This is a genomic window from Achromobacter sp. JD417, assembly GCF_041879325.1.
Taxonomy (GTDB): domain Bacteria; phylum Pseudomonadota; class Gammaproteobacteria; order Burkholderiales; family Burkholderiaceae_B; genus Achromobacter; species Achromobacter mucicolens.
Window position 1 is genome coordinate 1,403,323 of the sequence record NZ_CP087159.1, and the last position, 18,711, is coordinate 1,422,033.

Annotated in this window: 20 protein-coding genes; 16 read left to right on the forward strand and 4 right to left on the reverse strand. The window is 65.8% G+C overall.

What is annotated here, in order from left to right:
• Positions 1 to 37 precede the first annotated feature (37 nt).
• Positions 38 to 3,133 carry an Rne/Rng family ribonuclease gene (locus LN047_RS06440; protein WP_373981354.1) on the reverse strand — a complete coding sequence of 1,032 codons (3,096 nt, stop codon included), beginning with the start codon at positions 3,131 to 3,133 and terminating at the stop codon, positions 38 to 40.
• A gap of 524 nt (positions 3,134 to 3,657) precedes the next feature.
• Between LN047_RS06440 and LN047_RS06445 the strand changes: the two genes are divergently transcribed.
• From LN047_RS06445 to msrQ, 4 genes are all read left to right on the forward strand, one after another.
• Positions 3,658 to 4,620, forward strand: a complete 963-nt coding sequence (locus LN047_RS06445) for an RluA family pseudouridine synthase (RefSeq protein WP_369818527.1) — start codon at positions 3,658 to 3,660, stop codon at positions 4,618 to 4,620.
• Between the two features lies 1 nt (position 4,621).
• Positions 4,622 to 5,284 carry an HAD family hydrolase gene (locus LN047_RS06450; RefSeq protein WP_142050309.1) on the forward strand — a complete coding sequence of 221 codons (663 nt, stop codon included), beginning with the start codon at positions 4,622 to 4,624 and terminating at the stop codon, positions 5,282 to 5,284.
• Positions 5,285 to 5,468: 184 nt separating this feature from the next.
• Positions 5,469 to 6,431, forward strand: coding sequence for a protein-methionine-sulfoxide reductase catalytic subunit MsrP (gene msrP, locus LN047_RS06455; RefSeq protein ID WP_226848409.1), 963 nt, complete (start codon positions 5,469 to 5,471; stop codon positions 6,429 to 6,431).
• 10 nt (positions 6,432 to 6,441) lie between these two features.
• On the forward strand, positions 6,442 to 7,089 hold the full coding sequence (gene msrQ / locus LN047_RS06460; RefSeq protein WP_373981355.1) for a protein-methionine-sulfoxide reductase heme-binding subunit MsrQ: 648 nt from the start codon (positions 6,442 to 6,444) through the stop codon (positions 7,087 to 7,089).
• A gap of 13 nt (positions 7,090 to 7,102) precedes the next feature.
• Here msrQ and LN047_RS06465 read toward each other — a convergent pair whose 3' ends face one another.
• The 3 genes from LN047_RS06465 to LN047_RS06475 are packed head-to-tail and all read right to left on the reverse strand — an operon-like array spanning position 7,103 to position 9,200.
• On the reverse strand, positions 7,103 to 7,888 hold the full coding sequence (locus tag LN047_RS06465) for an N-acetylmuramoyl-L-alanine amidase (protein ID WP_373981356.1): 786 nt from the start codon (positions 7,886 to 7,888) through the stop codon (positions 7,103 to 7,105).
• 2 nt (positions 7,889 to 7,890) lie between these two features.
• The gene (locus tag LN047_RS06470; RefSeq protein WP_373981357.1) at positions 7,891 to 8,601 is read right to left on the reverse strand and encodes an SAM-dependent methyltransferase; all 711 of its coding nucleotides are present in this window, start codon (positions 8,599 to 8,601) and stop codon (positions 7,891 to 7,893) included.
• The gene (locus LN047_RS06475; protein ID WP_373981358.1) at positions 8,598 to 9,200 is read right to left on the reverse strand and encodes a Maf-like protein; all 603 of its coding nucleotides are present in this window, start codon (positions 9,198 to 9,200) and stop codon (positions 8,598 to 8,600) included. Before LN047_RS06475 ends, LN047_RS06470 begins: the two co-directional genes overlap by 4 nt.
• A 72-nt stretch (positions 9,201 to 9,272) precedes the next feature.
• Here LN047_RS06475 and LN047_RS06480 point away from each other — a divergent pair, with 72 nt between their 5' ends.
• The 12 genes from LN047_RS06480 (at position 9,273) to LN047_RS06535 (ending at position 18,695) form a co-directional block, all read left to right on the forward strand.
• Entirely contained in the window at positions 9,273 to 10,010 is a 738-nt protein-coding gene (locus LN047_RS06480; RefSeq protein ID WP_373981359.1) for a DUF177 domain-containing protein, read from the forward strand.
• A gap of 52 nt (positions 10,011 to 10,062) precedes the next feature.
• The gene (gene rpmF / locus LN047_RS06485; protein ID WP_006218037.1) at positions 10,063 to 10,245 is read left to right on the forward strand and encodes a 50S ribosomal protein L32; all 183 of its coding nucleotides are present in this window, start codon (positions 10,063 to 10,065) and stop codon (positions 10,243 to 10,245) included.
• Between the two features lie 59 nt (positions 10,246 to 10,304).
• A complete protein-coding gene (gene plsX / locus LN047_RS06490; protein WP_056321895.1) occupies positions 10,305 to 11,372 on the forward strand; it encodes a phosphate acyltransferase PlsX in 1,068 nt (355 codons plus the stop codon).
• The gene (locus LN047_RS06495; protein WP_056321898.1) at positions 11,372 to 12,358 is read left to right on the forward strand and encodes a beta-ketoacyl-ACP synthase III; all 987 of its coding nucleotides are present in this window, start codon (positions 11,372 to 11,374) and stop codon (positions 12,356 to 12,358) included. The genes plsX and LN047_RS06495 overlap by 1 nt, the downstream gene beginning before the upstream one ends.
• 96 nt (positions 12,359 to 12,454) lie before the next feature.
• Positions 12,455 to 13,390 (forward strand): ACP S-malonyltransferase, encoded by a 936-nt coding sequence (gene fabD / locus LN047_RS06500; RefSeq protein ID WP_056321901.1) that lies wholly within the window; start codon positions 12,455 to 12,457, stop codon positions 13,388 to 13,390.
• Positions 13,391 to 13,393: 3 nt separating this feature from the next.
• A complete protein-coding gene (gene fabG / locus LN047_RS06505) occupies positions 13,394 to 14,146 on the forward strand; it encodes a 3-oxoacyl-ACP reductase FabG (protein WP_056321905.1) in 753 nt (250 codons plus the stop codon).
• Positions 14,147 to 14,337: 191 nt separating this feature from the next.
• Positions 14,338 to 14,577 carry an acyl carrier protein gene (acpP, locus tag LN047_RS06510; RefSeq protein ID WP_003813816.1) on the forward strand — a complete coding sequence of 80 codons (240 nt, stop codon included), beginning with the start codon at positions 14,338 to 14,340 and terminating at the stop codon, positions 14,575 to 14,577.
• 183 nt (positions 14,578 to 14,760) lie between these two features.
• Positions 14,761 to 15,990, forward strand: coding sequence for a beta-ketoacyl-ACP synthase II (gene fabF, locus LN047_RS06515; RefSeq protein ID WP_056321908.1), 1,230 nt, complete (start codon positions 14,761 to 14,763; stop codon positions 15,988 to 15,990).
• 1 nt (position 15,991) lies between these two features.
• Positions 15,992 to 16,486: a protein YgfX gene (locus tag LN047_RS06520; protein ID WP_373981360.1), complete on the forward strand. Its 495-nt coding sequence runs from the start codon at positions 15,992 to 15,994 to the stop codon at positions 16,484 to 16,486.
• Entirely contained in the window at positions 16,483 to 17,082 is a 600-nt protein-coding gene (rpoE, locus tag LN047_RS06525) for an RNA polymerase sigma factor RpoE (protein ID WP_008161984.1), read from the forward strand. The genes LN047_RS06520 and rpoE overlap by 4 nt, the downstream gene beginning before the upstream one ends.
• Positions 17,083 to 17,094: 12 nt before the next feature.
• On the forward strand, positions 17,095 to 17,607 hold the full coding sequence (locus tag LN047_RS06530; RefSeq protein WP_056321916.1) for a sigma-E factor negative regulatory protein: 513 nt from the start codon (positions 17,095 to 17,097) through the stop codon (positions 17,605 to 17,607).
• On the forward strand, positions 17,607 to 18,695 hold the full coding sequence (locus tag LN047_RS06535; RefSeq protein ID WP_056321918.1) for a MucB/RseB C-terminal domain-containing protein: 1,089 nt from the start codon (positions 17,607 to 17,609) through the stop codon (positions 18,693 to 18,695). The genes LN047_RS06530 and LN047_RS06535 overlap by 1 nt, the downstream gene beginning before the upstream one ends.
• Positions 18,696 to 18,711 lie beyond the last annotated feature (16 nt).

Here is an 18,711-nt window from a genome sequence, read left to right on the forward strand (position 1 = left end):
TCAGGGCCAGGCCCTGGGGGCCTGGCGGTCTAGCGGCTTAGTGGCGCGTTTCGACCTGAACCAGCGGCTCGTTCGAGACGGGCGTCACGGGCTTGCGCTCGCGGCCCAGGCGAGCCGGCGCATACGAGGCGGCAATGCGTTGCTGCGTCTGTGCGTGGCGTTCCGGATCGGTTTCCACCCACTTCAGGCCAGCGGCGTTGACCACGTCGTGCAAGGCCTGCGCCTTGGCGGCGGGGGCGGCGGCGGGCACCACGATGGGCTGCTGCGCGCTGGCCGGAGCCACGGGCGAGGGGGCCGGCGCGACGGGCGCAGGGGCGGGCGCAGCTGCCGGAGCCGGGACGACCGGTTCGACGGCGGGCGCTTCCACCGGCGCCTGCACCGGCGCGGCGGGGACCGAAGCCTCGCTTGCGGGTTGCACGGTGACGGGCGGGGTCGCTTCGGGCGCGGTCTGGACTGGTTGGGCGACAGGTTCAGCCGCGGCTTGGGTCAGGGGCTCGATCGCGGGCTCAGCCGCGCGCTCAACGGCGGGCTCTGCTGCGGCCTGGACGGGCTCAGCCTTGGGCGCTTGAACCGGTTCGGCCGGGGCTTGCTCGGGCTGCGCGGCGGTCTGCACGGGCTGGGCCGGCGCTTGAACCTGCTGGGCTGCGGCGGGCGCTGCCTCGGCGGCTGCGGTTTGAACCGGCTCGGCGGCTTGGGCGTCGACGCCTTCGGCCTGCTGCTCGCCAGCGTCTTCGGCGCCGTCTTCCTGCTGCTCGTCGCTGCCGGCCAAGCCAGCTTCGTCCTGGCTGCGGCGGCCACGGCGGCTGCGGCGGCGGCGGCGCTTGCGCTCCGGATCGGCCGCGCCTTCGGCGCCTTCAACGCCCGGGATAGCTTCGGCGGACAGATCGTCGGCGTCAGCGGTGTCCATGGCAGCTTCGGCGGCAGGCTTGGCATCCGACTTGGCGTCGGGCAGCGCGGTGGCGACCGTCTGGGCCAGCGCGGCGACCATGCTTTCCTGTTCGCTCATTGGCGCGTCGGCCTGGCCTTCCTCGCGGCGGTTGCGGCCACGGCCACGACGGCGGTTGCGGCCTGCGCCGGTGTCCTCGCCGTTGAGCTCAGGGGTTTGTTCAGGACGGGCGGACGCCAGGGCTGCCTGGGTGGCGGCCGGCGTGTCGCGCTCGCCGCGGCCTTCGCCACGGTTGTTGCGTTCGCCGCGCTCGGCGTCCGAGCGGCGATTGCCACGCACGTGGTGACGGCCGCCTTCGGTGGCCTCGGCGCCTTCGCCACGGCCTTCGCCGCGGCGATTGCGGTTGCGGTCGGAGCTGTGGCGTTCACCGCGGCGGTCCTGGCCGTCATGGCCGTTACGGCCCTTGCCACGGGCCGGGGCGGCGCGCTTGGCGGTTTCCTCGGCAGCGGCGGGCGCGGGCTTGGCGGGCTCGGAGCCGCCGGTCAGCCAGCCGACCAGCCGCTTGAACAGACCGCCCAGACCGGCGCCTGCTGCGGGCGCGGCAGGTGCCGCGGCCGGCGCTGCGGGCGTGGAGACGGGAGCGGGCTGCGAGGGCGTGATGCCCTTGACCAGGGCTTCCGGGCGCGACTTGATTTCGCTTTCGCGGGGCTGCCAGGGCGCATCCGTGGCCGGCGCTTCCACCAGTTCGAAGCTGGTCTTCACTTCTTCCAGGCGGGGGTCGTCGTGGCGCAGGCGCTCGATGTGGTGGTGCGGCGTTTCCAGATGCTTGTTGGGGATCAGCATCAGGTTGACCTTCAGGCGGGCTTCCATCTTGGTGATGTCGGCGCGCTTTTCGTTCAGCAGGTAGGTGGCCACGTCGACGGGCACCTGGGCGTGGACCGCCGCGGTGTTCTCCTTCATGGCTTCTTCCTGCAGCAGGCGCAGCACGTGCAGGGCGCTGGACTCGGCGTCGCGGATCACGCCGGTGCCGTTGCAGCGCGGGCAGGTGATGTGCGAGCCTTCGTTCAGGGCGGGGCGCAGGCGCTGACGCGACAGTTCCATCAGGCCAAAGCGCGAGATCTTGCCCATCTGGACGCGGGCACGGTCGAAATGGAGGGCATCACGCAGGCGCTGTTCGACGGCGCGCTGGTTCTTGCTGTCTTCCATGTCGATGAAGTCGATGACGATCAGGCCGCCCAGGTCGCGCAGGCGCAACTGGCGGGCCACTTCGTCTGCCGCTTCCGAGTTGGTGCGCAGCGCGGTTTCCTCGATGTCGGCGCCGCGGGTCGAGCGGGCCGAGTTCACGTCGACGGACACCAGCGCTTCGGTGTGGTCAATGACGATGGCGCCGCCCGAGGGCAGTTGCACGGTGCGCGAGTAGGCCGTCTCGATCTGGTGTTCGATCTGGAAGCGCGAGAAGAGGGGGATGTCGTCACGGTAGCGTTTGACGCGCTGGACGTTGTCCGGCATCACCACGCTCATGAAGGCGGTGGCCTGGTCGGCGATCTCGTCGGTATCGATCAGGATCTCGCCGATTTCCGGCGAGAAGTAATCGCGGATCGCGCGGATGACCAGGCTGGATTCGAGATAGATCAGGATGGGCGCGGAGTTGTCGCGCGCGGCGCCGTCGATGGCGGTCCAGAGCTGCAGCAGATAGGACAGGTCCCATTGCAGTTCCTCGACGTTGCGGCCGATGCCTGCGGTGCGGGCGATGATGCTCATGCCCTGGGGCAGGTCAAGCTGCTCCATCGTGTCGCGCAGTTCCTGGCGGTCCTCGCCCTCGACGCGGCGCGAAACACCACCGCCGCGGGGGTTGTTGGGCATCAGGACCAGGTAGCGGCCGGCCAGCGAGATGAACGTGGTCAGGGCAGCGCCCTTGTTGCCGCGTTCTTCCTTTTCGACCTGGACGATCAGTTCCTGGCCTTCGCGCAGGGCGTCCTGGATACGGGCGGTGCGGACATCGATGCCTTCCTTGAAGAAGCTGCGGGCAACTTCCTTGAAGGGCAGAAAGCCGTGGCGGTCCTCGCCGTAGTTGACGAAGCAAGCTTCGAGGCCGGGTTCGATCCGGGTGATGACACCTTTGTAGATGTTGCCTTTGCGCTGTTCGCGGCCGGCAGTCTCGATGTCAAGGTCGATGAGTTTTTGCCCATCGACGATAGCGACGCGTAATTCTTCCTGATGCGTCGCATTAAACAGCATGCGCTTCATGAGAGGGTTTCTCCGTTGTCATGACGCGCCGATATCGGCGCGTGACCTCGGGCCACTCGGGCTGCGGCTGAAGCGGGCAAGAAGATGCGGACCGTACCTGGGCGGCGCCCAGGCGTATCCGCCGCGGGTCAGGCGGGCACGTCGTGCCGTGGGGCACGGGGTTCTTTCAGCAGGAGGGTCAGCTTCACTGAATGTGGTTTGACGGAGTTGTGCTGGGGAACGGCAGCTGCGGTCGGATTGGTTGCCTACACGCAGCTGGTGCTTTAAATATGCGACGATTCTTGCAGTGCTTCAGAGCCGCTTGCGGCATGCAACGGACCTGCCGGAAAAGCGGGCAAGATGAATGCCACACCACTATTCCACAGGGCTCGGTTGCGCCGGCGACCAAGAGACCCAGGGGTTGAATGAGCAGGCAGTACAATGGCGGCCCGCGCGCTCGACGGAGTTGCGTGTTGGTTGCATCTCTACGCCAGGCGGCTTGTTCAGCCCCTTTAGGCTGTCCCGATTATATGTCGCTTTCCGCAATGCGCAAAGAAACTTCCTCCCCTGTATCCGCCTCTAAAGCAGCCCCCGTCGTCCGCATGGTCGAAGTGGGCGCCGAGCACGCCGGCCAGCGCCTGGACAACTTCCTCATGCGGCTGTGCAAGGGGGTGCCCAAGACGCATATCTACAAGGCCATCCGGGGCGGCGAAGTGCGCGTCAACAAGGGACGCATCCAGGTCGATTACCGGGTGCAAGAGGGCGATGTGGTCCGCATTCCGCCCTTGCGCCTGCCCGACCCCGGCAAGCCCCGGCCCGTGCCCGCGGCCGAATTCCCCATCGTGTTTGAAGACGATGCGATGCTGGTGGTGGACAAGCCCGCCGGCGTGGCGGTCCACGGGGGCAGCGGCGTGTCGTTCGGCGTGATCGAGCAATTGCGCGCGGCCCGTCCCCAGGCAAAGTTCCTGGAATTGGTGCACCGGCTGGATCGTGAGACCTCCGGGCTGCTGATGGTCGCCAAGAAGCGCAGCGCGCTGTTGGCCCTGCACGCCATGCTGCGCGAGGGCCGGAGCGACAAGCACTACTTCGCGCTGGTCGAGGGCGACTGGGTGAATGATCGCCAGCACATCAAGCTGTCCTTGTCCAAATGGACCACGCAGTCCGGCGAGCGCCGCGTCAAGGTGGACCCGGACGGGCAGACGGCGCACACCATCGTCACGCTCAAGCAACGTTTTGGCGGTTACAGTCTGGTCGACGCCGAGCTGCGCACCGGGCGCACGCACCAGATCCGCGTGCATCTGGCCGCGAGCGGCTTTCCCATCGTCGGCGACGACAAATACGGCAGTGACGACGTGCGGGCGCAATTTGCGCGCCAAGGCTTCAACCGCATGTTCCTGCATGCCCACAGCCTCACCCTTCCTCACCCCCTGACGGGCGAGGTCATGACACTGACCGCCGAGCTGCCGCCTGCTTGCCGGAACATACTGAAATCACTGGAGTCTGCCTGATATGTCGTATTCGCTGGTCGTCTTTGACTGGGATGGCACCCTGATGGATTCCACGCACAGCATCGTGGCCGCCATCCAGGGCGCGTGCCGCGACCTTGAGCTGGCGGTGCCGTCCGCCTCCGAGGCCAGCTGGGTCATCGGCCTCTCCCTCGAAAGCGCATTGCGACGTGCCGTCCCCGAATTGACGCAGGCCATGTTGCCGCGCTTCCTTGAACGCTATCGCACGCACTACCTGCTGCGCGATCCCGAATTGCGCCTGTTCGAGGGCATCAACGAGTTGCTGACCGACCTGGCCAACCAGAACGTGCGGCTGGCGGTCGCGACGGGCAAAAGCCGCGTCGGTCTCACGCGCGCGCTGGCCGCCACCGGCCTGGGCCCCCTTTTTGACGCCACCCGCACCGCCGACGAGACCTTCAGCAAGCCGCATCCGGCCATGTTGCACGAATTGATGCAGGAGCTGGACGTGGATCCGTCGGGGGTCATCATGGTGGGCGATACCTCGCACGATCTGCAGATGGCCTGCAACGCTGGCGTGCACGGTCTGGGCGTTACCTATGGCGCGCATACCTTGAAAGAGCTTCAGGGGTGTGCCCCCCAAGCCGTGCTCGACTCGGTGCCGCTGATGCGTGAATGGCTGATGCCGCGCGTTGTCGCACGCGGCTAGCCGGTTGCAAGCAAGGGGCGGCAGGAACGTCCGCCCGGCAGGCAGGTCTATCCGGAAGGTGCGCCGCCTGTATTGCGTGGGTGTTTCATGTTGCAGGCCGGCGCCGTGGAATAACTTGGTCCCGTCCTTCGTCCATGATTGATGCGGGGCGCGCGCAAGGCGCGCTGCCATACCGGAGATTACGATGCTGATACGCAAACCCGACGACGTTCTCCCTTCCGAGATCACCTCCGAGGCGGTGTGGCGATCCCGCCGCGACCTGATGCTGCGGGCCGGCGCCGCGGCGGCGGCTGTCGGGTTATCCGGCTGGGCGACGCGCGCCGCGCATGCCCAGGAGGCCGGTGCGCTGCCCGGCAAGCCCAGCCCCGCGTTCAGCGTCATGGACAAGCAGACGTCGCTGTCGGATGTCACGTCCTACAACAATTACTACGAGTTCGGCGTAGATAAGGGTGATCCGGCAAAAAATGCCGGCAAGTTGCAGACACAGCCGTGGACCGTCAGCGTCGAGGGCGAGGTCGGCAAGCCCCGCACCTTCACCATCGAAGATCTGCTCAAGCTCGCGCCAATGGAAGACCGTGTCTATCGCCTGCGCTGCGTCGAAGGCTGGTCGATGGTCATTCCGTGGGTGGGTTATTCCCTGTCCGAAGTGCTCAAGCAGGTGGAGCCGACCGGCAACGCCAAGTATGTCGAGTTCGTCACTGCCGTGCAGCGGGAAAACATGCCCGGCGTGCGTACGGCCATCCTGGACTGGCCCTACGTGGAGGGGCTGCGTCTGGACGAGGCCATGCACCCGCTGGCGATGCTGGTCTTCGGGGTCTACGGGCGCGTGCTGCCCAACCAGAATGGTGCGCCGCTGCGGTTGGCCGTGCCCTGGAAATACGGTTTCAAGTCCGGCAAGTCGCTCGTGAAGATCCGGCTGGTGGAAAAGCCGCCGGTGACCTCGTGGGTGAAGTCCGCGCCCCAGGAATACGGCTTCTACGCCAATGTGAACCCCAACGTCGCGCATCCTCGCTGGAGCCAGGCCACCGAGCGGCGCATCGGCGAGGACGGCCTGTTCAGTCCCAAGCGCAAGACCTTGATGTTCAACGGCTATGGCGACCAGGTGGCATCGCTCTATCAGGGCATGGACCTGAAGGCCAATTACTGAGGGCGCCTCCATGTCTGTGACGCCCCGCGCGGCCTCGGCTGCGGCTTACCCGAAGGCGCAGCTTTCGGCCCGCACCGTCGGGCGCTTCAAGCCGCTGCTGTTTCTGCTGGGCATCGCGCCCTTCGCGCGCTGGATATGGCTGGGCGTGAACAATGGGCTCACTGCCAATCCCGTGGAATTTCTGACCCGATCCTCGGGGACCTGGGCGCTGGTCTGCCTGCTGGTCACGCTGGCGATCACGCCGCTGCGGCGATTGACGGGCCAGCCCGCGCTGGTGCGCGTGCGGCGCATGTGCGGGCTGTTTGCATTCTTCTACGCCGCGCTCCATTTCATGGCCTGGGTGTGGTGGGATCGTGGCTTCGATCCGGCCGCAATGGTGCGTGACATCGCCGAACGTCCCTTCATCATGGTGGGATTTTCGGCCTTCGTGTTGATGGCGGCTCTGGCTGCAACGTCGACGCAGTGGGCGATGCGCCGGCTGGGAAAACGCTGGCAGACGCTGCATCGGGCTATCTACGCGATTGGCCTGCTAGCCATCTTGCACTACTGGTGGCATAAGGCCGGCAAGAATGATCTGACAGAGCCGGCAATCTACGCCGCCGTGTTGGCGGTGCTGCTGGGGTGGCGCCTCGCCACCTGGTGGCGGCGGCGGGCGTAGGGCGGCAGCGAGGCTACAGGATGGCCAACATGATGGCCGCGGTTTCCGCGTCGGGCTGGCCGTCGTGCAGGGCAGGGCGGTAGTGCATCTGGAAGGCGGCCAACGTGTTGATCGTTGCGCGGTCCAGTACGCCGTCCTGGGGGCAGGCGTAACCCAGTCGCTGAAGCTGCTTCTGAAACCACCCGATGTCCGGAACGCCCTGAGTCTGCAGGCGCGCCAGGTGCTCGGCCGCGCCAGCCTCGTTGTACCAGCGTCCTATCCCGGCATCGGCCAGCGACTTCCAGGGAAAGAGGGGGCCGGGGTCCACCTTGCGTTGCGGCGCGATGTCGCTGTGGCCCACCACGTTTTCCGGGGCGATGTTGTGCCGTTGGACGATGTCGCGCAACAGGATGGTCAGCGCCCGGACCTGGCGGCTGTCATAGGGATGCCAGACGCGCTCGCCGTTGCTGCCCTCGGTCCAGCCGGGATTGACGATCTCGATGCCAATGGACGTGCTGTTCATCGCGATGTTGCCGTACCAGGAGCTGGCCCCGGCGTGCCACGCGGCGCGGTTTTCGTCGACCAGCCGGTACGCGCGACCATCCAGGTCGATCAGGTAGTGGGCGCTGACTTTGCCTTTGGACAGCAGGCGCAGCGACTCGGCGTCGTCGACCGTGGTGTAGTGCACGACCACGGACCGCACCCGGCTGCTCTGGCTGGCGGCGGTGATGGAAGTATCCAGATCGAGGCCGGCGGGGCCGCGCGCGGCGCAGCCCGCCAGGAGCGCCGCGGCAAGCAGCGTGCAGGAAAGGCGGATCATGGTCAGCGGGCCAGGTACAGGAACAGCGTGGGCAGCTTGTCCAGCTGGGGCGCGGGCAGCTTTTTCCAGTCGGCCACCGTGTGCGTGACCACCCATTCGTCCGCCGTCGTCATCGAGCGTGCCACGCAGAGCTTGGTATCGCCCTTCAGGGTGGCGATCAGCGTGGCGAACATCGCGGCGTTGCGGTAGGGCGTCTCGATCAGGAGCTGCGTCTGGTTGTGGCGGGCAGAGTGCTGCTCCCAGGCGCGCAATTGCTTGGCGCGTTCGCCGGGGTCCACGGGCGCGTAGCCATGAAAGGCGAAGCGCTGCCCGTCCAGGCCGCTTGCCATGAGGCCCAGCAGGATGGAAGAGGGTCCCACCCAAGGCTTGACGGGGATCCCCAGGCGATGGGCCGCGTCCACGACCTTGGCGCCGGGGTCGGCGACGGCCGGGCAGCCCGCCTCGGAAACCAGCCCGATTTCCGCCCCGCGCCTGGCCGGCTCGAGCCATGCCTTGATCTGCGCGGCATCAGCCTTGTCGGTCAGGGTGTGGATGGTGATTTCCTGCAGCGGCCGGGTGGTTCCGACAAGCTTCAGAAAGGCGCGCGCCGTCTTGGCGTTCTCGGCGATATACGTGTCCAGCCGGCCGGCCAGCGCGCGCACATCGGCGGGCAGCCAGCGCTCGGGCGGGGCTTCGCCCAGGTTGACGGGAATCAGGTGCAGGGCGCCGGTCATGCGGGCGCTCCCGGGGCGTCGAGCGGATCCAGTCCGAAAGTGGCCAGCATGCGCGTCAGTTCGATCAGCGGCAGGCCTATGATGGCGGTGGGATCGTCGCTCTGGATGCTTTCCATCAGGGCAATGCCCAGGTTTTCCGCCTTGGCGCTGCCTGCGGTATCGTAAGGTTCCTCGGCCCGCAGATAGGCGTCGATGGCATGGTCAGGCAGCTGGCGGAACCGGCAGCGGGTAATGATGTCGGCCTTTTCCACCCGGTGGCCATCGGTCACGGCAAGCGCACTGTGAAATTCCACCATCCGGCCCGATAGGGCGCGCAACTGCGCCTGTGCCCGCGTGAAGTCGCCCGGTTTGCCGATCGGGGTGCCATCCACGGTCGCCACCTGATCAGAGCCGATCACGATGCTGCCCGGGTTCCTGGCGGCCACCGCCATCGCCTTGGCAACGGACAGTCGCAGCGCCAGCGCCTCGGGGGTTTCGCCGGATTGTGGCGTTTCGTCTACATCGGGGGAAATCGCGGTGAAGGGCAGGCGCAGGCGCGACAACAGTTCTTTGCGGTATCGCGAGCTGGACGCGAGGATCAGGCTAGGCTTTGAGGGCATGCGGCATTTGACGGTAATACGTAAGTCACAGTATTATCTAACGTTTTGCGGCATTTTTGCAGGAACATCAACATGACACCGAAGGGAAAGCCTGGCGACTTGAGTCGCCGCGCGGACGGATCGGCCGGTGCTGGTGTGAATGCAGCACCGGCGGACAAAGCTCTGGCCGACAAAGCCTTAGCCGGCAAAGCACTGGAAGCCGCGCCCGTGGATACCGGTGTAAAGCGCATCGACGCCTTTGCCTTTGCTCGACTGGGCAAGAGCGCGCAGGGCGCCATCGCCTTGGTGCGGCTTGGCCGCGTGGTTGACGGCTTGCCCGAGCAACCGCTGGGCGAAGCCGGGCTTGTGACCTGGTCCGTGCAAGGCGAAGAAGGCAAGACCGGCTTGCTGTTGGGCCAGCCGCTTTTGCGCCTGCATGTGCGGGCCAATCCGGTGGTGATTTGCCAGCGGTGCAATGTGCCGTTTGCCTATCCGGTGGACAGCGAAGTCGTGCTGCAACTGGTCAAATCCGAAGACGACCTCGACGACGATCATTCCTTTGCCGATCACGGCGACGATGACGACGACGAGGGCGACGAAGGCGTAGGAAGGGATTCTGTGGCCCACCTGCCTGAAAAGGTGGTGGGTTCGCATCATTTTGATCTGTTGGCCCAGATCGAAGATGAGCTCATTCTGAGCATTCCGTATGTGCCCAAGCATGATGTATGCCCGGGCGCGCAGGCCAAGGCCAGCGAAGCTCCTGAAGAGGAGCCCGCTGTCAAGCGTCCGTCGCCGTTTGCGGTGCTGGAACAACTGAAGCACAAAGATTGAGATCAACATCGGGCCGCATCGCGTACAATGCGCCCCGTTTCTAGGAGTCATCATGGCCGTTCAACAAAACAAGAAGTCCCCCTCCAAGCGCGGTATGCACCGTTCGCACGATTTTCTGGTGGCCCCGTCGACCGCCATCGAACCCAACACCGGTGAAACGCACCTGCGTCACCACATCAGCCCCAACGGCTTCTATCGTGGCCGCAAGGTCCTGAAGACCAAGGCCGACGAATAAGGCCCCCGGGCCGAACTCGTACTCGGACCATTTCGGCTGAGCGCTGATACCTGGCACCCGTGATACGCATCGCCATAGACTGTATGGGCGGAGACTTCGGTCTGCCCGTCACGATTCCGGCTGCGATCGAGTTCGCCCGGCAATTTCCGGACACCCGGCTATTGTTGGTCGGGCTTCCCGACGCCATCGAGGCGGCGCTCGCCGAGCACCGCAACGTGGCGCGCGATCGCATTGAGATCGTGGCGGCTTCCGAAGTCGTCACCATGGACGACCCGGTCGAGGTCGCCCTGCGCCGCAAAAAAGACTCCTCCATGCGCCTCGCTGCCCAATCCGTCAAGGATGGGCGGGCGGACGCCTGCGTTTCCGCGGGCAACACCGGCGCCTGGATGGCCATTTCCCGTTATGTGCTCAAGACGCTGGACGGCATCGACCGCCCGGCGATCGCCACGTCCATTCCGAACCAGACGGGCCGCGCCACCACGGTGCTGGACCTTGGCGCGAACGTGGACTGCACGGCCGAGCACCTGCTGCAATTCGCCATCATGGGCGCCGCGCTGTCGCAGGCGGTGGACCATCGCGACAACCCCACCGTGGGTTTGCTGAACATTGGCGAAGAAGTCATCAAGGGCAACGAAGTCGTCAAGGAAGCCGCCGAGCTTCTGCGCGGCAGCCCGCTGAACTTCTACGGCAACGTCGAAGGCAATGACATCTTCAAGGGCACGGTCGACGTCGTCGTCTGCGACGGCTTTGTCGGCAACGTCGTGCTCAAGTCCGTCGAAGGACTGGCGAAGATGCTGTCCAGCATCATTCGCGAAGAGTTCAAGCGCAATCTGATCACGCTGATCGCCGGCGCGGTGGCCAAGCCTGTGCTGAACCGCCTGCGCAACCGCGTGGACAACCGCCGCTACAACGGCGCAGCCTTGCTGGGCTTGCGCGGCGTGGTCATCAAGAGCCACGGTTCCGCGGACGTTTACGCCTTCGGTTTTGCCTTGCAACGCGCCCGCGAAGCCGTAGTGAGTAAACTGCTGGAGCGCACCGCGCAGACGGTCGCTCAAATTACCAAGCGCGTTCAATCCGGCGATCGCCCCTCGGCGGCGTCGCCCAACGTGGCTGGGGATACCGCTTGATGGATACCGCAATGAAATACTCCGTGATCGCGGGCACCGGCAGCTTCCTGCCGGAACGCGTGGTTTCGAATGACGAACTGGCTGCGGAACTCGCGACGCGCGACATCGCCACTTCGGACGAATGGATTGTCGAGCGCACGGGCATCCGTCAGCGCCATCTGGCCGAGCGTGGGGTGACCACCAGCCAGCTGGCCACCGAGGCCTCGCGCCGCGCGCTGGCCGATGCGGGCGTCGACGCTTCCGAAATCGACCTCGTCATCGTGGCTACGTCCACCCCCGATTTCGTGTTCCCCAGCACGGCTTGCCTGGTGCAGGCCAACCTCGGCGCCAAGGGCTCGGCCGCGTTCGACGTGCAGGCCGTGTGCAGCGGCTTCGTCTACGCGCTCACCACCGCCGACAGCTTCATCCGCGCGGGCCGCGCGCGCTGCGCGCTGGTGATCGGCGCCGAAGTGTTCTCGCGCATCCTCGACTGGAACGATCGCAGCACCTGCGTGCTGTTTGGCGACGGCGCTGGCGCCGTGGTGCTCAAGGCGTCCGACAAGCCCGGCATCATGGCCGCGCAACTGCACGCCGACGGCAGCCAGATGAAGATCCTGAGCGCGGCCGGCAACGTGGCCTATGGCGACGTCACGGGCGATCCCTTCCTGCGCATGGACGGTCAGGCCGTCTTCAAGCAGGCCGTCACCGTGTTGGATCGCTCCGCGCGCGACACCTGCGCCGAAGCCGGCGTCACCGTTGCCGACGTCGATTGGCTGATCCCGCATCAGGCCAACGTGCGCATCCTGAATTTCCTTGCCCGCAAGCTGGACGTGCCGGTCGAGAAGGTCGTCATCACCGTCGACAGTCATGCCAACACGTCCGCGGCCAGCGTGCCGCTCGCGCTCGATGCCGCGCGCCGCGACGGCCGCGTCAAGCCGGGCCAGCTCATCCTGATGCAAGGCGTCGGCGGCGGATTCACCTGGGGCTCGGTACTGGCCCGCATGTAAGGGCGTGCCCGGGCTGCGGCGGCACATGTGCCGCCGGCGGCCTGAGAGCGCGCCTGGCATCCCACACAGACACTGAATCAATCCACACGCTCAATCATGAAAATCGCTTTTGTCTTTCCTGGCCAGGGTTCGCAAGCTGTCGGCATGCTGGACGCCTGGTCCGGCGTGGCGGCGGTCACCGACACCGTGGCGCGTGCCTCCGAGGCCCTGGGGCAGGACCTGGGCGCGCTGATCGCGCAGGGGCCCGCGGAACAACTGAACCTGACCACCAACACCCAGCCGGCCATGCTGACCGCTGGCGTGGCGTTCTACAACGCATGGGTGGCCGCGGGCGGTCGCAAGCCTGATGTCGTGGCCGGCCATAGCCTGGGCGAATACGCCGCGCTGACTGCCGCGGGCTCGCTGACGCTGGAAGACGCCGTGCGTCTGGTGCGCGTGCGCGCCGATGCCATGCAGGCCGCCGTGCCGGTCGGCACCGGCGCCATGGCCGCCATCCTCGGCCTGGACGACGATGCCGTGCGCGCAGCGTGTGCGCAAGCCGCGCAAGGCGAAGTCGTCGAAGCCGTCAACTTCAATGCGCCGGCGCAAGTCGTGATCGCCGGCCACAAGGCCGCCGTCGAACGCGCCTGCGAACTGGCCAAGGCGGCCGGCGCCAAGCGCGCCTTGCTGCTGCCCGTTTCCGCGCCGTTCCATTCCAGCCTGCTCAAGCCGGCCGCCGACGTGCTGGCTGGCGCGCTTGCCAGCGCCGCCGTGTCCGCGCCGCAGGTGCAGGTCATCAACAACGTCGATGTGGCCTCGCCCACGGAACCCGGGGCAATCCGCGATGCGCTGGTGCGCCAGGCGTGGCATCCTGTGCGCTGGGTCGAAACCCTGCGCGCCATGAAGGCGCAAGGCGTCACGCACGTCATCGAGTGCGGTCCCGGCAAGGTGCTCGCCGGCCTGACCAAACGCATCGACCCCGAACTCACCGGCCTGGCCATCACCGATCCCGCTTCGCTGGAAGCGGCTTTGGCTGCCGTCAACGGAAACTGATCAATGGACAATACCTCGACCGAACTGCAGGGCAAGATCGCGCTCGTCACGGGCGCCACGCGCGGCATTGGCCGGGCGATCGCCCTGGAACTGGCCGCACGCGGCGCAACCGTCGTCGGCACTGCCACGTCCGAATCGGGCGCGGCCGGCATCACCGAAGCGCTGGCGCCGTTTGGCGGCCGCGGCGTGGTGCTCGACGTGACCGACGCTGCCGCTTGCGACGCGTTGATCGACGCGCTGGGTAAGGAAGGCGGCGGTCCGCACATCCTCGTCAATAACGCCGGCATCACCCGTGATACGCTGGCGATGCGCATGAAGGACGACGACTGGTCGGCGGTCATCGACACCAACCTCGCGTCGGTCTTCCGCCTGTCGCGCGCCGTGCTGCGCAGCATGATGAAGGCTCGTTGGGGACGCATCATCAACGTGACTTCCGTGGTGGGTTCCAGCGGTAACGCGGGCCAGGCCAACTACGCCGCCGCGAAGGCCGGCGTGGCGGGCATGTCGCGTGCGCTGGCGCGTGAACTGGGCAGCCGCAACATCACCGTGAACTGCGTGGCCCCTGGCTTCATCGATACCGACATGACGCGTGCGCTGGGCGAAAACCAGACCGCGGCGCTGCTGCAGCAGATTCCGCTGGGCCGTCTGGGCTCTCCGACTGACATTGCGCATGCCGTGGCCTTTTTGTCCGGGCCTCAGGCGGGTTACATTACCGGCACCACCCTGCACGTCAACGGCGGGATGTACATGCAATAAATCACGAATCGCGCGTCGCCGCCGGGCAACCGGCAAGGCGGGGCGCGATTCTCCGGAAACGCCGCACATGGTCTTCCTGCGCCGCTCTCGGCGACAGAACAAATGCGCGGTGTTATTTTTGTCACGGTCAGGCGTTGCATCACTCCGCGCTTGGCTATAATTCGCGGGATTTTTCCCAATTGGAGATCTGCATGGAAAGCATCGAACAGCGCGTCAAGAAGATCGTCGCTGAACAACTTGGCGTCAACGAAGCCGAGATCAAGAACGAGTCCTCCTTCCTTGACGACCTCGGTGCCGATTCGCTCGACATGGTCGAACTGGTCATGGCCCTCGAAGACGAATTCGAGACCGAGATCCCCGACGAAGAGGCCGAAAAGATCACGACCGTGCAACAAGCGATTGACTACATCAATTCGCACGGTAAGCAGTAAGCTCAGCCTATATCGTCCTGGTTGCCCGATATCGTCGGCCAACCTGGAATCAGGGCGGTTTCAGGAGTGCCGTGTGGTCCACCGGCAGGCAAGGCGTTATAACGCCTCGCCTGCCTTCATGTGGTCCACACGCGCAGCGCATCCCGAAAACCGCCTTTCTTTTGTCTGTTTGAGGAGTCATCCGTGAAGCGACGTGTCGTCATCACCGGCCTGGGTATCGTTTCCCCCGTAGGAAATGATCTGACCACCGCTTGGGACAATATCGTCAACGGACGTTCTGGCATCAGCCGCATCACCCGTTTCGATCCCTCGGCCATCACCACCCACATTGCTGGCGAAGTCAAAGACTTCGACATCAGTACCTATATTTCGGCCAAGGAAGCCCGCCAGATGGATACGTTCATCCATTACGGCCTGGCTGCCGGAATGCAGGCCTGGCGCGATTGCGGCCTGGAAGTCACCGAAGAAAACGCCGAGCGTATCGGCGTGATCGTGGGGTCCGGCATCGGCGGTCTGCCGCGCATCGAAGAAACCCAGGTCGAGTACCTTGCCAAGGGCCCGCGGCGCATTTCGCCGTTCTTCGTGCCGGGTTCGCTGATCAACCTGATTTCCGGGCATCTGTCGATCGCCTATGGCATGAAGGGCCCCAGCTACGCCGTGGTGTCGGCCTGCACGACCGGCCTGCACTGCATCGGCGATGCTGCCCGCCTGATCGAATACGGCGATGCCGACGTCATGGTGGCCGGCGGCGCCGAGTCGACCGTGTCGCCGCTGGGCATCGGCGGCTTTGCCGCCATGCGCGCGCTGTCGACCCGCAACGATGACCCTCAGACCGCTTCGCGTCCCTGGGACCGCGACCGCGACGGCTTTGTGCTGGGCGAGGGCGCAGGCGTCCTGGTTCTGGAAGAGTACGAGCACGCCAAGAAGCGCGGCGCGCGCATCTACGGTGAACTGGCTGGCTACGGCATGAGCTCCGACGCTCACCACATCACCGCGCCGGACAAGGACGGCCCGCGCCGCGGCGTGATCAACGCGCTGCGCAACGGTGGCCTGAATCCCGAAGACGTCCAGTACGTCAACGCGCACGGCACGTCCACGCCGCTGGGCGACAAGAACGAAACCGATGCGCTGAAGCTGGCGTTCGGCGACCACGCCAAGAAGCTGGTGGTCAACTCGACCAAGTCCATGACGGGCCACCTGCTGGGCGCGGCCGGCGGCATCGAAGCCGTGTTCACGACCTTGGCCGTCTACAACCAGGTCTCGCCTCCGACGATCAACATCTTCAATCAGGATCCGGAATGCGATCTGGATTACTGCGCCAACGAGGCGCGGCCGATGAAGATCGACGTGGGCCTGTCCAATTCGTTCGGTTTTGGCGGCACCAACGGCTCGATGGCCGTTCGCCGGGTCTGATTTGGAAGGCTCGGTCGGGGCGCGCTGGTCATTCCGCGTGCCAGTCTCGCCGCCCAGGAGCGCCGTCGCGCTCTTCGGGCTGGCCCTGGCCGCGGCCGTGGCCTGCGTGCTGACGGCGGCATCCTGGCACGGTCATGCCTGGATGGCCGCCGCGTTGCTCGCGCTTCTGTTTCTGTTGGCCGGGCTGTTACACTCGGCACGGAGCACCCCGTCCCCGGTAACGGCGCTACGCACCGCGACCGGGGCTGACCATTGGCAGCTTCGCTGGCCGCAAGGCTGGCAGGATGCGCTGCTGCTGGATCAGCAACGGGGGCCAGCGTGGCTGACGCTTGTCTTGCAGCCCTTGCCCACCGGGAGTACGGCCTTTACCACCAGCAAAATCACCCTCACCGTCTGGAAGCACACGTTGCGACCCGAATCCTGGCGCCGTCTGCGCCTCGTCGCGGGCACGGCGCGGCAGGCACAACCTGCGCGTCGTTTGCGGGAGGCCTCATGAGCGAACGCGAAGTCGACGCAGAGCTCGTAGCGCGCGTGCAGCGGGGCGACAAGAAGGCCTTCGATCTCCTGGTGCTGAAATACCAGCGCAAGATCCTCCGCCTGCTCGCCCGCATGATCCGCGATCCGGCCGAAATCGAGGATGTGGCGCAGGAAGCCTTCATCAAGGCCTACCGCGCCTTGCCCCAATTCCGTGGCGAAAGCGCCTTCTACACCTGGCTTTACCGCATCGCCATCAACACCGCGCGCAACTGGCTTGCCTCGCAGGGGCGCCGCCCCAGCGCGCCCAATGCGATTGAAACGGAAGACGGTGAAACTTTTAACGAAACCGACAACCTAACGGATATAAGCACGCCGGAATCCATGGTTGCCAGCCGCGAAATCGCCGAGACGGTGAACGCGGCCATTGAGGAATTGCCTGAAGAATTGCGCACCGCAATTGTCCTGCGTGAAATCGAAGGTATGAGTTACGAAGACATCGCCCAGAGCATGGACTGCCCGATCGGTACGGTGCGCTCCCGCATTTTTCGTGCGCGTGAAGCCATTGCCACCAAGTTGCGTCCACTGCTCGACACCGATGTCGAGCGTCGCTGGTAAGGAGTGGCAGTCATGCAAATAGCAGCCAAATCCGTTGAAATCACCGAGTCTTCCTGGGAAGAATCGGTTTCCGCCTGGATGGACGGAGAGGATTCCGACGATATTCTTCCCAGTCTGTTGTCCAAAGAGGGACGTCAGACTTGGGACACCTATCATCTGATTGGTGATTCCCTGCGCAACGCCGATCTGGCGCTGACGCCCAGCGCGGCCTTTTCGGCCCGGCTGGCGCGCGCGCTGGACGCGGAATTGCCCATCGTAGCGGCGCCTCGGCGCCGCTCTCCTTTGCGCATGGGCCTGTCGGGCCTGGCCGTCGCCGCCGCTGTGGCCACGGTCGCATGGGTGGCGCAGCCGTACGTCACCGGCTCGCCTTCGACGGACGTCCGCGTGCTGGCCGACGCCAGTTCGTCGGGCTCGGCCTCGGCGTCCGACGACTCGGGCCTGCGTGATTACCTGGAGGCCCATCGCCAGATGGCCGGCCCCAGCGCGGTCCGCCAGGTGTCGTTCGATGGCGGAGCGGGACGCTGATGGCGCTTGTGCTTGCATCACGCTGGCCGGTATTGGGACGCGCTGCCTCGTGGCACGCTCACCGCGCCGGCTGGTTCGCCGCCACGCTCCTGACTGCTTTCCTTGCCGCGCACGGTCCCGCGGCCGCCGCCGGCGCCACGCCAGCCGGCCAGACCGAAGACGTGGTGCAACTGCTTACGCGCATCCAGCAGGCCGCCCGCAAGCAGGATTACGCCGGCGTCTTTATGTATCAGCAGGGCGATGTGATCCAGTCCTCGCGCCTGGTGCATGTCCTTGACGGCACCGGTGAGCGCGAACGCCTCGAGATTCTTGACGGCCAGCCGCGCGAATACCTACGTCACAACGACGATGTGCAGTGCCTGATCCCCGAGCGCAAGACGGTGCTGATCGAGCGCCGCCGCGGCGATCGCTTTCCCGGCCTGCTGCTGGGCGACGCCGCCAATCTGTCCGAACACTACAAGATCCGCACCGAGCCCACTCCGCATCGCGTCGCGGGCCGAGAATGCCGGCTAATCACGATCGAACCCTTGGACAAGCTGCGCTATGGCTATCGCTTGTGCGCGGACGTCGAAACCAATCTGCTGCTGAAGGCCCAGACGCTGAATGCCGCGCGCGGCGTGGTCGAGCAGGTGTCGTTCACTTCGCTGCGATTGGGTTCCGAAGTGGATCCGCAGTCGCTGTCCTCGCGCTGGAACACGCGTGACTGGAAGGTGCTCGAGGCCAACATGAAGCCCGTGGACCTTGCGGCCCAGGGGTGGCGCATTCCGGCGCCCGATGGCTTCAAGACGATCATGCAGGTGTCGCGCGCCATGAAGCGCGGATCGCCCGTCAGCCAGATGGTGCTGTCCGACGGCCTGGCGGCGATTTCGGTCTTCATCGAGCCCTACGACAGCCAGCGCAATCACCAGCCGTTGCATGGCGCGTCGCAGCGCGGCGCGATCAACGTCTATGGCGCGCGCATCGCGGACTTCTGGTTGACGGCGGTTGGCGAAGTGCCCGCCGCCACGCTGGAACAACTTGCGCAAGCCACTGAGTACGTGCCGCCCGCACCCGCGGCAGCCGCACCCGCGGAGGGCGGGGCCAAATGATTCCCGCCGTTCCGCA